General features: G+C 47.9%; 12 protein-coding genes and 1 pseudogene. 8 read left to right on the top strand and 5 right to left on the bottom strand.

The features are described 5' to 3' along the window. Positions 1-669 precede the first annotated feature (669 nt). Positions 670-795, top strand: coding sequence for a hypothetical protein (locus tag HMPREF0670_RS17435; protein ID WP_009230899.1), 126 nt, complete (start codon positions 670-672; stop codon positions 793-795). A gap of 7 nt (positions 796-802) precedes the next feature. Here HMPREF0670_RS17435 and HMPREF0670_RS16335 read toward each other — a convergent pair. From HMPREF0670_RS16335 to HMPREF0670_RS09265, 4 genes and pseudogenes are all read right to left on the bottom strand, one after another. Beyond that, positions 803-943: pseudogene (locus tag HMPREF0670_RS16335) on the bottom strand (IS5/IS1182 family transposase); the annotation flags it as partial. 258 nt (positions 944-1,201) lie between these two features. After that, complete coding sequence (locus tag HMPREF0670_RS09275) at positions 1,202-1,513, bottom strand: HigA family addiction module antitoxin (protein ID WP_009230897.1); 312 nt, start codon at positions 1,511-1,513, stop codon at positions 1,202-1,204. A gap of 6 nt (positions 1,514-1,519) precedes the next feature. After that, complete coding sequence (locus HMPREF0670_RS09270; RefSeq protein ID WP_009230896.1) at positions 1,520-1,837, bottom strand: type II toxin-antitoxin system RelE/ParE family toxin; 318 nt, start codon at positions 1,835-1,837, stop codon at positions 1,520-1,522. A gap of 141 nt (positions 1,838-1,978) precedes the next feature. Then, complete coding sequence (locus tag HMPREF0670_RS09265) at positions 1,979-2,878, bottom strand: helix-turn-helix domain-containing protein (protein ID WP_009230895.1); 900 nt, start codon at positions 2,876-2,878, stop codon at positions 1,979-1,981. 159 nt (positions 2,879-3,037) lie between these two features. Here HMPREF0670_RS09265 and HMPREF0670_RS09260 point away from each other — a divergent pair, with 159 nt between their 5' ends. From HMPREF0670_RS09260 to HMPREF0670_RS09225, 7 genes are all read left to right on the top strand, one after another. Next, positions 3,038-4,324, top strand: coding sequence for a TolC family protein (locus tag HMPREF0670_RS09260; RefSeq protein ID WP_044078035.1), 1,287 nt, complete (start codon positions 3,038-3,040; stop codon positions 4,322-4,324). A 311-nt stretch (positions 4,325-4,635) separates the two neighbouring features. Beyond that, complete coding sequence (locus HMPREF0670_RS09255) at positions 4,636-5,529, top strand: HlyD family secretion protein (protein WP_009230893.1); 894 nt, start codon at positions 4,636-4,638, stop codon at positions 5,527-5,529. Beyond that, on the top strand, positions 5,526-6,986 hold the full coding sequence (locus HMPREF0670_RS09250; RefSeq protein WP_009230892.1) for an ATP-binding cassette domain-containing protein: 1,461 nt from the start codon (positions 5,526-5,528) through the stop codon (positions 6,984-6,986). The genes HMPREF0670_RS09255 and HMPREF0670_RS09250 overlap by 4 nt, the downstream gene beginning before the upstream one ends. Continuing rightward, positions 6,983-8,086: an ABC transporter permease gene (locus HMPREF0670_RS09245; protein ID WP_009230891.1), complete on the top strand. Its 1,104-nt coding sequence runs from the start codon at positions 6,983-6,985 to the stop codon at positions 8,084-8,086. Before HMPREF0670_RS09250 ends, HMPREF0670_RS09245 begins: the two co-directional genes overlap by 4 nt. A 217-nt stretch (positions 8,087-8,303) precedes the next feature. Then, positions 8,304-9,395, top strand: a complete 1,092-nt coding sequence (locus tag HMPREF0670_RS09240; RefSeq protein ID WP_009230890.1) for an ABC transporter permease — start codon at positions 8,304-8,306, stop codon at positions 9,393-9,395. Between the two features lie 1,419 nt (positions 9,396-10,814). Next, positions 10,815-10,982, top strand: a complete 168-nt coding sequence (locus tag HMPREF0670_RS09230) for a hypothetical protein (protein ID WP_009230889.1) — start codon at positions 10,815-10,817, stop codon at positions 10,980-10,982. After that, complete coding sequence (locus HMPREF0670_RS09225) at positions 10,970-11,578, top strand: GNAT family N-acetyltransferase (RefSeq protein ID WP_009230888.1); 609 nt, start codon at positions 10,970-10,972, stop codon at positions 11,576-11,578. Before HMPREF0670_RS09230 ends, HMPREF0670_RS09225 begins: the two co-directional genes overlap by 13 nt. 93 nt (positions 11,579-11,671) lie before the next feature. Here HMPREF0670_RS09225 and HMPREF0670_RS09220 read toward each other — a convergent pair whose 3' ends face one another. Beyond that, on the bottom strand, positions 11,672-13,291 hold the full coding sequence (locus HMPREF0670_RS09220; RefSeq protein WP_009230887.1) for a sialidase family protein: 1,620 nt from the start codon (positions 13,289-13,291) through the stop codon (positions 11,672-11,674). Positions 13,292-13,722: the final 431 nt, after the last annotated feature.

Below are 13,722 nucleotides of genomic sequence, written 5' to 3'. Positions count from 1 at the left end.
AACATACAAACTCAGAAACTCAAAACCTTAAATTATTGCTTTTGTTTTACAATACCGCTCAAAATTCCACTCCGTTCTAGCGAAAATATAGGCTAAAATGTAGGTAAAAAGCCATCATTTCAAGTTTTTCACGCCTTTCAATATGTCCGTTTTTAAGAAAAAGCCTGCATTTTGCACCATTTTAGCTTTCTAGTTTGGTTGCTAGTACGTAATTTTTCAAGCCCAAACACCCACATTTTACCCCTAAAAAACCACATTTTAAGAACCATTTTACCCTTTTTCGCCATGTGTTCCATGCCACTAAAAGGTTTTATTTATACCATTGCAGCGTATTTTTATGCCTTTTTGCCTTGCATTTAGCGGCATTTTGCACTGCATTTAGCACCATTTTACCTTGCGTTTAGCACCAAAACGCACGCTATTTTGCACCAAAACGCAGTCTATTTTGCACCAAAACGCACTACATTTTGCTGCAAATAGCCCGAAAACTGGCATAAATGGCGCCCTATCCAAATAAATATTCATTCTGCCAACATTCGCCTGCTACCCCTTTTAGCACCAAAACAAACCTCCGCGAGAATCGATTTTTTGCGGCAAGGCGGGCGATTGGTGGATAAAAAGGGCAGCTATAATGTTAAATTTCTTACTAAAAACAGGACAAAACAGACTATGCTGTGTACGCGCGTAAAGGCAACGGCGACGGAAAGCAGGTACGTTTACGACCAGCAGCGCAAGCGGTTGCAGGGCATGCTGCTCACGGCCAACGGAAACAGCATCATGCAAACACAGAAGTGATCTGCTACTGACAGCCCATTTTCAACTTGTAGAGAAAGCATTGAATGACTTCTGCCAGATCACCTTTTGGCACATAACCACGTTTTGCCGCAGGCAAATGGGGCAGAATTTCAGATTTCACTGTATCTTTGTCCAGCACTTCGTACATGAGTGGAACGTTTATATTGGTTTTACAGCACAAAGACAATAAACTCCTCTCAATTTATAGGAACGTTTTCGTTAAGCCAAATGAACGATGCCGAGCTTGCTCGAACATCGTCATGGCGAGAAAACGCACTTTTCGAGGAACGAGAAAAGAACATTAAAAAGACAAGGCGACTTCATTATATGCCATGATATACGTAGAGCGCATGCGGAGCGACATCGCAGACAACTATTACGCGCATGCGTCACACCTTGCCGCCTGTTAAGGCCTAGCCACCGCCTTTGCTATCTTCTTCAAACGGGTTGCCAAAGTAGTATCTTTTCGTGCAACCTGCATGTTGTACTTCATCTGTAATTCCATTAAGGGCTCGGCCGGAATGTCCAAAGCCGCTTCAAACATAAGGGCAGAAGTGGTACTCAACGGCCTACGCCCATTCAATAGTTCGTTTAGAACCGAATAAGCCATGCCGATACTTTCGGCGAACTTACGCTGGGATATGCCCCTTGCCTCCAATTCGTCTTTAAGCACTTCGCCAGGATGTGTGGCATAAAAGCCATAACCTAAACTAGACATATCATTTTATTTATAATGGTTTGACAATTCCAATATGTTGCAAACGGTAACAATCCGTTCTCCGGATTTAATTTCCGTGCGAAATTCAATACGATATTGGTCATTAACTCGCACAGACTCACGCCCGACCTTGCCACCTACCAACTTTTCATAATGCAAAGAGGTAAAGCGATACATGTCTTCTGTACTATTAAGCGAGCTCATCAGGTTCAACACACTAATATACTTCCGTATAACTTGCGGTTGAAAACGATGTTTCTTATCACGAGTTTTACCCAAATAAAACAGCTCCCTCAAATATTCTTGCTCAAAGGTTATTTCCATCTTTGCTGTTTCTTTTTGCAAAGATAGCCAGAATTATTAATCTTCGCAACTTATGCGAACACATTTTGCAGGCATTACAACTATTTCTGTTCCAATTTCTGTTCCACTCACTCTCTGTTGTACATACCAAAAACACACATGCTACCCATTCCTAAACGCCAAGGGTGTTTGTCCCGTTTGCCGTTTAAAGTACTTGTTAAAGAAGCTGGGATTGGGAAAATTCAAGGCTTCTGATATGGCCGCCACCGTTAGCTGTCCATGCCGCAGCATCACCTTAGCCTCGGTAATCACGGCTCGGTCTATCCACTCTTTGGCATACACGCCGCTTGTTTGCCACACAACCCTACTAAGATAGCGTTGCGACAGACACAGCTTATCGGCATAAAAGGCCAAGTTATGTTCGCTTTTGGCATGCTCGTTCACCAAGGCGATGAACCTATCAAACACCACACGCTGCCGCGAAGGACTCTCTGCGGGATGCTCTGTGGCCCTAACGTAACACTCGTTATACACATAACACAGCGCGGTAATGATGGCTAAGGCCGCTTGTCGGTTGTAAGGTCTGTCCCTAAGCACGAGCATCAGGCTCTCGTAAAGGCTTTCCACCTTGGCGATGTCCCTATCGTTGGCAGGCATAAGCGCGTCTTTCGCCTGCCCGTTAAACATCGTTGGCACGCCCTGCGGAAACAATTCGTCCATCAGCCACGGCTCAATCACCACCCCTTCCACCTCACTTTCGAGCGGAATTTGGTCGAATTGAAAGATGGTACCATCGCAAAAATACCCTAATGTGCCACTTTGCGCACTCCGTTCAAGCAGATTAAGCGTTGCCTTTATCTCGCCTTTCTTCAATAATCCGATACGAATACCAGGCAGGCGATAAGGACAATGGGCCACAACGGCCAAGCCAAAGGTGTTTCGACCATTATAAAGCATGGTGAAACCGTCTTCAGTTATGGGCATGTCGTGTTCGGCAACATGCACGCTGAGCCTACTTCTTATCTCCTCCATGGTAAGAGTTTCGATTGTCTGATTGTTCATAACACGTCCTTTCTTATTTCCACAAAGATAATAAAAACCGCCCATAAAAACCCTGATTAAGCGCAAAAAGCTACTAAAAGAACATTTATCGGCCGTAAAGGATAACAAGGATGTAAGCAAAACGGCGTAATTTTGCATCAAGAGAAGTAAACGAAAGGAATGATGAAGCATACATTATTAATAGTCATCGCACTGTTGTGTGCCGCCGCTTGCCCTGCGCAAACCACGTTAGAGGCCTGTCAACAGCAGGCACAACAGAACTATCCGCTCATCAAGCGGCGCGCACTCTATGCCCAATCCACGGCCTACACCATCGCCAACATCAAGAAAGGATGGCTACCGCAGGTGCAAGTGGCGGCGCAAGGCACGGTGCAAAACCGCGTGGCGCAACTGCCCGAACAGCTATCTAACATGATGGCGGCACTGGGACAAAGCACACGCGGACTGGCGAAGGAACAATATCGCGTGGGAGTGGACGTCAATCAGATGCTGTGGGACGGCGGAAGGATTAGCGCACAAAAAGAAGTGGCACAGCTACAACAGCAGGTAGACGAGGCGCAAACCGACGTTTCGCTCTACCAAGTGCGCCAAAGGGTGAACGACCTTTACTTCGGAATCTTGCTTGTTGACGAACGTTTGCGACTTAATCGCGACCTGCAAACGCTGCTACAAAGCAACGAAAACAAGCTCGCTGCGCTGCAAAAACAGGGCGTAGCCATGCAAAGCGACGTGGACCAAGTGAAAGCCGAACGCCTAACGGCCATGCAAATGGCCAACGAATTGCAGCACACGCGCGCCGCGCTCTGCCGTATGTTGGCCCTGTTTTGCAACGTTGAGCGCATAGACAGCATTGTAAAACCGATGCCCGCAACCACCGAACAGACCGCGGAAGACGTTCGGCCAGAGCTGAAAGCCATAGACCTACGCCTGCGTTTAATCACTTCGCAACAGCGCGCACTGCGCACTTCGCTGCTCCCCACGCTGAGTGTGTTCGGCCAAGCCTACTATGGCTACCCCGGTTTCGACATGTTTAAAGACATGAACAGCCGCTCGCCTTCGTTCAATGCTTTGGCTGGCGTGCGCCTTGCGTGGAACATTGGCAACCTATACACGCATCGCAACAACGTGCAACGTTTGTCGGTGGCACAGGCCGAGATAGAAAATGCCCGCGAATTGTTCTTCTTCAACAATCGGTTGGAAACGGTGCAACAGCAAGAAACCATTGCAAGCAAGCGCCAAACGATGGCTGCCGACAACGAGATTGTTGCGCTTAGACAGAGCGTTAGGCGAGCTGCCGAGGCCAAATTGGCGCACGGCATCATCGACACCGACCGACTGCTGCAAGAGATAACGCGCGAAAACAACGCGAAAATAAATCGCTCTACACACGAAGTGGAGATGTTACAAGGGATATATAACTTGAAGTATGTGAAGGGAATGAACTGATTTGAGGAGTTAAGGAGTTAAGAAGTTAAGGAGTTAAGGAGTTAAGCCAAATGCAGAGGTGGCGTTAGTCATTGTTTCATTTCTTCAATCTCTCATAATTTAGACGTAGAAACGCGACTAAACGAGACGTCATCCATTGTTTCACTTCTTCAATCTCTCACCTTTCCACTCTTAGTAGTTAAGTCAATAAATTTTGAATGGCATTGCAAGCACTCCTAACAACTTCAATTTTGCAGTTCACCAACAAGGCATTTCACTCCCCTCTCCCCTTGGAGAGGGGTCGGGGGTGAGGCCGAAACAACACAATTAACATGAAACATCCATCAATAACCATCGCCGCACTTGCGCTATTAATCGCTGCCTGCGGTGGAAACGAAAAAGAATACGATGCAACGGGCATCTTCGAGGCGACCGAAGTTACGGTTTCGGCCGAAGGAACGGGGCGACTGATGGCCTTCGACATCAACGAAGGCTCAACGCTTACGGCAGGACAGCAGGTAGGACTCATCGATACCGTGCAGTTACAATTGAAAGCTAGGCAGGTGGGAGCCACACGCGAAGTCTTCGCTAACCAACGTCCCGACATACAAGCGCAGATTGCCGTCACCAAACAACAAATCAGCAAGGCTCTTGTTGAGCAACGTCGCACACAAGCATTGCTGAAAGAAGGTGCAGCCACCAGCAAGCAACTAGACGATGCCGAAAACGCCGTGGCCGTGCTGCAAAAGCAATTGCAGGGGCAAATATCTCTGCTGCAAAACAGCACCCGTAGCCTTAACAGCCAGATGAGCGGTGCCGACATACAACGCTATGAGGTGATGGACCAATTGGAAAAATGCCACATCAAGTCGCCAATAACGGGTACGGTATTGGAGAAATACGCTGAACAAGGCGAGTTTACCAGCATCGGCCGACCGCTTTTCAAAGTGGCCGACATCCGTAACATGACCCTCCGCGCCTACATCACTTCAATCCAACTGGCCAAAGTGCGCCTGGGACAGCGCGTAAAGGTGTTCGCCGACTATGGCGACGACACCCGACATGCCTACGAAGGAACCATTACATGGATTTCGCCAAAGGCCGAATTTACACCCAAAAGCATTCTTACCGACGACGAAAGGGCCGATCAGGTGTACGCCGTAAAGGTCAGCGTCAAGAACAACGGCTACATCAAGATAGGCATGTATGGAGAAGTGAAGTTATGAACGCCATCGAAGTAAACAACATCTGCAAAAGCTACGGCGAGGTACAAGCCCTGAAAGACTTCTCGTTTAGCGTGGCCAAAGGGTCGCTGCACGGACTTATCGGCCCCGACGGAACAGGCAAAACCTCGATGTTTCGCATCCTTGCCACCTTGGTTTTGCCCGACAGCGGCACGGCATCGGTAGATGGTTTCGACGTGGTGAGCGGACTAAAACACATTCGACAGCGCGTGGGTTACATGCCGGGGCGGTTCAGTTTGTATCAAGACCTCACCGTTGAAGAGAACTTACGCTTCTTCGCCACCCTCTTCGGCACAACCATTGAGGCCGGTTATCATAACGTTAAGGACATATACGGACAGATAGAACCCTTTAAACGGCGGCGCGCCGGTGCGCTATCAGGCGGCATGAAGCAGAAACTGGCCCTTAGTTGCGCACTTATTCACCAACCCAGCGTGCTGCTATTAGACGAACCAACCACAGGTGTCGACCCCGTTTCGCGCACCGAGTTTTGGGATATGCTTGCCCGATTGAAACAACAAGGCATCACCATCCTTGTTTCTACGCCCTACCAAGAGGAGATAAAACGATGCGACGAGATAACCACGCCACCCCTGCCACAAGCTCTCCACACGCCACCCACACGCCCCTTATATATTAATAAGGTGTGCGAGGCAACGAAAAATCCCACCACCGACAACGCCACACGCAACCTGGGCCAAGCCGAAACCATTATCCACGTGAGCCATTTGGTAAAAACCTTCGGCACGTTTAATGCCGTAGACGACATTTCGTTCGATGTTCGCAGGGGCGAAATATTCGGCTTTCTCGGTGCCAACGGTGCAGGCAAAACCACTGCCATGCGCATTCTATCGGGCCTTAGTCAGCCGTCGGGCGGCAAGGCTACCGTGGCCGGACTAGACGTTAGCACGCAACACGAGGCCATCAAACGGCGCATCGGCTACATGAGTCAGCGTTTCTCGCTCTACGAAGACCTCACCGTAACAGAGAACATCCGCCTCTTTGGCGGCATCTACGGCATGAGTTCGGCCGACATCAAACGCAAAACCGAACAGTTGCTCAACCGACTGACCTTGCAAAACGAGGCCAACCGACTAGTTAAAACCCTCCCCTTGGGCTTTAAACAAAAGCTAGCCTTCTCGGTAAGCATACTGCATCGGCCCGAAGTTGTGTTCTTAGACGAACCCACGGGCGGCGTAGACGGCAACACCCGACGCCAGTTTTGGGAACTGATTTACGAGGCGGCGCAGGGCGGCATCACCGTATTCGTAACCACACACTATATGGACGAGGCCGAATATTGCGACCGATTGTCTATCATGGTGGATGGAAAGATACGCGCATTGGATACGCCCGAACAGCTGAAACGCCAATACGCGAAAGACAATTTGGGCGAGGTGTTCACCCTCCTTGCCCGTAATGCAGAAAGGAGTGAATGATGAAGACCTTCTTTTCATTCGTCAACAAGGAGGTGCGGCACATCCTACGCGACCGCCGCACCATGCTCATACTCTTCGGCATGCCGCTGGTAATGATGTTGCTCTTTGGTTTTGCCATCTCTACAGACGTGCGAAACGTGCGCCTAGTGGTTGTAACCACGCCGTGGGACAATGTCGCGCAGCAGATTGTAGAGCGGCTCGACGCCTCCGAATACTTCGTTCACACCTACAACGCACCCACCGTTGAGAAGGCCAAACAGCTTATTCGCGACCAGAAAGCCGACCTCGCCGTGGTGTTTTCGCCACGTTTTGCCGACCATCGTTACGATGGCGGCGCGCGCATACAGCTTATTACCGATGGCACCGACCCCAATATGTCGAGTTTACAAGCCGCCTACGCCTCGCAAATCATTGTCCAAGCCCTGCAACAGGGCAGCAAAGTAAGCATCGGCAGCACACCAATGGTGACCACCCGACTGCTATACAACCCGCAAATGAAAAGTGCCTACAACTTTGTTCCGGGCATCATGGGCATGTTGCTCTTGCTTATCTGCGCCATGATGACCTCGGTAAGCATCGCTCGCGAGAAAGAACGCGGCACGATGGAAGTTCTTCTCGTCTCGCCAGCGCGCCCTTTACTGATGCTCATCGCCAAGGCCGTGCCCTATTTTCTGTTGTCTATTGCCATCTTGTGCATCATCTTAGGCATCTCACATTTCGTTTTGGGCGTACCGCTCTCAGGCAACCTGTCCGCCATTTTCGCCCTCTGTCTGCTCTACATCTTCCTAGCCTTGTGCATAGGTTTGCTCATCAGCGTGTTGGCCAGCACCCAATTGCAAGCCCTGCTCATATCGGGTATGGTGATGTTGATGCCCAGCATCCTGCTATCGGGCATGATATATCCCATCGAAAGCATGCCACAAGTACTGCAATGGCTAACATGTATCATTCCCACACGATGGTTCACTGCCGCCATTCGCAAGCTAATGATTATGGGCGTGGGGCTAGATATGGTGGCAAAAGAAGTGATGATACTCGCTGCAATGGCAGCGTTGATACTCGGTATTGCATTGAAGAAGTTTAATATTAGGCTTGAATAGTCGAGGAGTTAAGGAGTTAAGGAGTTAAGGAGTTAAGCCAATAGTATGGCTGCTACATTCTTTAACTTGTAAGCAGAACCCAATTGTTCTGCGCCCTTAATCCCCTTAAATATATTAACAAGCAACAAGATTGTTAGCCACGCTGCCACAAGGCATACGGCTTAACTCCTTAACTCCTTAACTCCCTAACTCCTTTAACTCCATTAACTCCTTAACTATGTTTAAATCTCTCCTACAAAAAGAATGGATACAGATACGTCGCAACGCCTTTGTTATCCGACTTGTGGTGGTCTATCCCATCTTTATCATGGTCATTGCACCATGGATTACCACGATGGAAGTGCGTAACATAACGGTGAGCATCGTAGATAACGACCGCTCAACGCTATCGCGGCAACTCGTTGGTAAAGTAGAACACTCCACCTATTTCCACTTCAACGGCATGGCCTCATCGTATAAAGAGGCCTTGGCAAGTGTGGAGAGGGGACAGACAGACGTGGTATTGGTTATTCCGCAGCACTTTGAGCGAGAACTAACGCTGGGTAAAAGTCCGCAAGTGTTTGTTGCCGCCAACGCCACAAACGGCACCAAGGGCGGCTTGGGCAGCGTCTACCTAGCCAACATCGTTACAAGCACAAGCCTGAACAGTCGCCCCCTACCCTCGCCCCATCAGCAAACCATAACCGCAAGCACCCTATACAACCGCCACAAGAGCTACAAGGTAAACATGATACCGGCACTTATGGCTATGGTAATGATTATGGTTTGCGGCTTTTTGCCCGCACTTAACATCGTAGGCGAGAAAGAGGCGGGCACCATCGAGCAGATAAACGTAACGCCCGTTGGCAAAACGCAGTTTATTTTGGCCAAGCTCATACCCTATTGGGTCTTTGGCTTGGTAATCTATACCCTTTGTTTGTTGCTCGCCTGGGGCATTTATGGCATCACGCCCGTGGGCAATGTGGCCTTGCTCTACCTTTTTGTGGTGCTGCTAGCCGTAATATTCAGCAGCATCGGACTTATCGTCAGCAATTACAGCGACACCATGCAGCAAGCCATGCTCGTAATGTGGTTCATCATGACTTGTATGATGTTGCTCAGTGGTTTGTTCACGCCTGTTCGCAGCATGCCCAATTGGGCACAAACGCTTACATGGATTGTGCCAGTGCGCCACTATATCGACGCCGCCCGTTCGGTGTTTATTCGCGGTACGGCACTAAGCGGACTAACTACCCAACTCACCATCCTCGCCGCAATGGCCACCATCATGAGCGTATGGGCAGTGTGGAGTTATAAGAAGAACAGCTAGATTAACTGGGAGAATTAGATTTTCTAGAAGGCTAGATGAACTAGCGCAACTAGACGAACTAGCCAAACCAGACTGCCCAACAAGAATTTATACTGAAGCCGTCTTGACTTTTAATGTTTCTATACATTAAGAGGCGTTTGTTCTCTCTGTGATGCCAACACAAGACAAACACCATTCTCAAACACGAAGTGCAGAACAAACCAAACCAACGGCTTATAAACTCACGAAAGACCAACAATCCCCGAACACATCAACTTACAAACTGGAAAACTCACAAACACATCCACTCAAATCTTAAATCATTATCTTTTATTTTACAACACCACTCTAATTTTCGCTCTGTTCTAGCGAAAATATTGGCCATAATGTAGGTAAATCACCCCTTTTTCTAGTCTTTCACGCCTTACAACATGTTCAATTTTAAGAAAACTACCTGCATTTTGCACCATTTTGCCTTTCTATTTTGCTTGCCAGCTCATTATTTTTGCAGCCCAAAAACCCACTTTTATACCCCAAAACCCCACTTTTTAACCACCATTTTACCCTTTCTAGCCATGTATTTCATGGTTCTTAAAGGCTTTGTTTATACATTTGCAGTGGATGTTTATGCTTTTTGCCTTGCGTTTAGCACCATTTTGCACTGCATTTTGTGCCATTTTACCTTGCGTTTTGCACCAAAACGCACTGCATTTAGCACCAAAACGCATTGCGTTTAGCACCAAAACGCACGCTATTTTGCACCTAAATGCACTATATGTTGCTGTAAATAGCCCAAAAGTTGGTGCAAATGGCGACTTCTTTAAATAAATATTCATTTCGCTGCATTCACATGCTAACCTCTTTTTGCATCAAAACAAACCTTCGCGAGAATCGATTTTTTGCAGCCAAGTGAGCGATTGGTGGATAAAAAGGCACTCATAATGTTAAATCTGTTACTAAAAACCATACAAAAAGAATTATATCGTAAACACGCGCGAGTGGGCAGCGACACAGAAAACATGTAGGCTTGCAACGGCCAGCGCAAACGGTTGTGGGGGATGTTGCTCACCACCAACCAAGACGACATCATGGAAAAGCAGACGTAATAGGCCGTCGACAAGCGGTTTTCAACTTGTAGAGAACACATGGAATAACTTCCGCCAAGTCGTCTTCTGAAACATAACCACGTTTTGCCACAGACAGCTTGGGGCAATATTTCAGGTTTTATCGTATCTTCGTCCAGTACTTTGTGCATGAGCAGAATGTTTATCTTGGTTTTACCACACAAAGAAAATAAACTCCACCCAATTTATAGAACCATTAAAAGTCAAGACAACTTCACTGAAAGAAGTCAATATGAACGCCTTTTTCCCGCTTTTGTTTTGCACTATAAACAAAAAAAGCTAACTTTGCAAAGTAACAAACAAAGAGATTACTAACATGTTAGGTATTAAGTCGCACCGACCTCCTATTGAGGGAGACATTGCGGATGAGATTCGCGATGCCGTTGTTCGTGTTGCCAAGGGACAACTTAATGAAGAGGAGAAGGCAGTTCAAGAACGCTTAAAAAAAGCGTTGGAAAAATACAAAATGAGATGGGAACTCTAGAAAATTATGATATCTATTGTGAAAGGGCTGAGGATATTTCAGCCCTTTTAAATTTTAAATGCGGCATAAAACAGATGGATGATTTTATCCGCAATAAATACAAAGGCCTGCAAAAACACATAGAACTGGGGCTATCGCATCTGTGGTTGGTGTACGAAAAAGAAAAGGTTATAGCCTTCTTCGCCCTTAGTAAAGACGCACTAACACTAAACAGCGAAGACAAACACATGATAGAGATGCGCCAAAAGACCGATTTCTTTCCCCATTTCGATGAAGAACACTTTTGGATCCAAGAAAAATACGCTGCGATAGAAATAGACTATCTTGTTGTTGCCGAAGAAAAACAAAGAAAAGGAATAGGAAGTTTTATTATTGCAAGCATTGAAGAATACGCAAGAAACGACAAACTCTCTTCAACCCTATTCCTTACGGTGGAAGCTTTAAACAGCAAGGAACAAAACTCCATTGAGTTTTACAAGAAATGTGGATTTAGCCTTAGCGAGGTAGGAAAAACAAGAAATGAGAACATGGAAAGGTTTGGGGACTTGCCACTTACTGTTAGAATGTATAAGCGAATATTGCCTGCTAAGGAATAACATACCGACACGCATACAGCACAAAAATACGGCCGAGAACTGCGAATATGGTTCTCGGCCGAAACTTTGTTGCGGGTTAAAGCACACCCATTGTTACTTCATCAAGTCTTTCAACGGAATGCGTTGGAAGGTCATCTGCGCAACGCTACTCTCGTAGAGAATGCCAATGGTTTCACGATCTATCATCGTTAGGCACGAATAACCCCAACCTAAACCCTCGTCGAGCAACACCTGATGTTCGGGCAACCACGTTTTTCCGCCATCAAGACTCATCTTAATGGTGATGTTGTTGCGGTGCTTGGTAGAGTTGGGATTAGAGAAAAGCAAGATGTCGCGTTTCAAGGCATTGTCCTTAGCCTTAACGCTGATAAGGCTACCCATGCAAACGGGCTCGATAAGGGCACTGCGCGAAGAGGGATGCTCGGTCCAAGTGGCACCTAGGTCGCGCGTTGTACACACGGCACGACTTCCTCCGCGGTTATCGCGCATGTTCAACATCAGCACACCTTTCTCCACTTCGGCCACTTGCGCCTCTGTGGTGTTGTCGCGTGCAGGCTTGTTGATGTGCCATGTTTTTCCACGGTCTTTGCTGTACATAATACCTGCCGAAGGTTCGCGATTGGCCTTAATAAACTGTATGGGGAACACCAGAGTGCCATCAGTCATGGTGATGCCACGGCCTGGCCCTTGCAAAAGGAAATACCATTCGGGCTGTTTCACCTGCGAAGTGATGTTTATCGGTTCCGACCATGTTTGGCCATCATCGTCGCTTCGCACCAAAACCAATTGTGCCGTGTGGTTGTAATCCATGCCCGGTTGCGAGCTCCACCATGCACGTTCGTTGCCCATGCCGTGCGTCCAGGCAGCAACAACCCACACGGTGTTGGTCTTTGTGTCTACCAGAATACTGGGGTCGCCCACGCCGTTTTGTGCTTTGGGCAGTCCACCAGTTTCGCCAAAGGACATGGGGAGGCGCATTGGCTCCCACGAACGACCGCCATCTGTGCTGCGGCTAAGCCCAACATCTACATATTCTTGCAAGTCTACGCTGTTGTTATGGCGTACATCGTACACACCGAGCAATGTTCCGCGATTGGTGGTAACCAGTCCGGGTATGCGATAGGCGGCCACGCCATCGTCGCCGGCATGCCTAACGCCAATGCCCATACGGCGAAGTGGTGCAGGTTGGCCCACGTTTTCAACCGTCAGTGGCCTGTTATCGCCCAGAGCCTCGCGCAAAGCGATGTTGAAAGTGGTGTGCAAGGCGGCTGTGGGTTGCATTTCGATGCTCACCCAAAAGAAGTTGTAGCCGGGGAAAAGCTTTTGTTTGCTACGCAGGGTAACAGTGGATTGCGTGGGTTGCACCTCGTCTTGTTTCACCGAGTACGAAGGAATGGCCTCCATTGTTCGGCCTGGGGTGAAGTTGGTGATGTACTCCACGGGTTTCATACGGCGTTTGCCATATTCTTGCCGAGCATCGGTGCCGCCATAATATAGCTTTAAGGCTTTTATCTGCTGGCGCGGTGTGTTGCACAAGTCTAATGTTAGGGCGTTCAGCGTGCCCGTTTCTTTGGCATCGATACGCATCAACATCAGGATGTTGTCGTGGCGTTCGATGAGTATAGGGTATTGCGGCTGCTGCACAAAAAGCGTATCGCTAGCTTGCGCGGCAAAAGTAATGGCCGATAAAACGGCAATGAGAAATAGTCGCATAATTTGTTGTTTGAGTTTGTTATATGGAGTTGTTTAGGGAGTTAAGGAGTTAGGGAGTTAGGGAGTTAGGGAGTTAGGGAGTTAGGGAGTTAAGCCAAATGCAGAGGTGGCGTTAGGCTAATTGTACAGGTCTGACTTGTCCGACTTGTCCGACTTGTCCGAAAGCTAGACTGAACTAGAAATCTAGGAACCGATAGACAGCTTTAAAGGGCGTTAGCCACCTTTTCACCATTTCACCCTTTCACCTTTAAGGAGTTAGGGAGTTAGGGAGTTAAGGAGTTAAGCCAAATGCAGAGGCGGCGTTAGCTATTTTTTCACCTTTTCACCTTTTCTCCTTTAAAGGCGTTAGCCATTTTTTCACCTTTTCACCCTTTCACCTTTAAAGAGTTAAGGAGTTAGGGAGTTAAGGAGTTAAGCCAAATGCAGAGGTG

Source organism: Prevotella sp. oral taxon 317 str. F0108 (genome assembly GCF_000162415.1).
Taxonomy (GTDB): domain Bacteria; phylum Bacteroidota; class Bacteroidia; order Bacteroidales; family Bacteroidaceae; genus Prevotella; species Prevotella conceptionensis.
This window is presented reverse-complemented; position numbering and strand designations above follow the sequence as displayed.

Bases quoted from the DNA above. Each gene is read 5' to 3' on its own strand.
- HMPREF0670_RS09225 (WP_009230888.1), top strand. From the start codon at position 10,970: ATGGGAACTCTAGAAAATTATGATATCTATTGTGAAAGGGCTGAGGAT.
- HMPREF0670_RS09265 (WP_009230895.1), bottom strand. From the start codon at position 2,878: ATGAACAATCAGACAATCGAAACTCTTACCATGGAGGAGATAAGAAGT.
- HMPREF0670_RS09230 (WP_009230889.1), top strand. From the start codon at position 10,815: ATGTTAGGTATTAAGTCGCACCGACCTCCTATTGAGGGAGACATTGCG.
- HMPREF0670_RS09270 (WP_009230896.1), bottom strand. From the start codon at position 1,837: ATGGAAATAACCTTTGAGCAAGAATATTTGAGGGAGCTGTTTTATTTG.
- HMPREF0670_RS09275 (WP_009230897.1), bottom strand. From the start codon at position 1,513: ATGTCTAGTTTAGGTTATGGCTTTTATGCCACACATCCTGGCGAAGTG.
- HMPREF0670_RS09255 (WP_009230893.1), top strand. From the start codon at position 4,636: ATGAAACATCCATCAATAACCATCGCCGCACTTGCGCTATTAATCGCT.
- HMPREF0670_RS09220 (WP_009230887.1), bottom strand. From the start codon at position 13,291: ATGCGACTATTTCTCATTGCCGTTTTATCGGCCATTACTTTTGCCGCG.
- HMPREF0670_RS09250 (WP_009230892.1), top strand. From the start codon at position 5,526: ATGAACGCCATCGAAGTAAACAACATCTGCAAAAGCTACGGCGAGGTA.
- HMPREF0670_RS09240 (WP_009230890.1), top strand. From the start codon at position 8,304: ATGTTTAAATCTCTCCTACAAAAAGAATGGATACAGATACGTCGCAAC.
- HMPREF0670_RS09245 (WP_009230891.1), top strand. From the start codon at position 6,983: ATGATGAAGACCTTCTTTTCATTCGTCAACAAGGAGGTGCGGCACATC.
- HMPREF0670_RS17435 (WP_009230899.1), top strand. From the start codon at position 670: ATGCTGTGTACGCGCGTAAAGGCAACGGCGACGGAAAGCAGGTACGTT.
- HMPREF0670_RS09260 (WP_044078035.1), top strand. From the start codon at position 3,038: ATGATGAAGCATACATTATTAATAGTCATCGCACTGTTGTGTGCCGCC.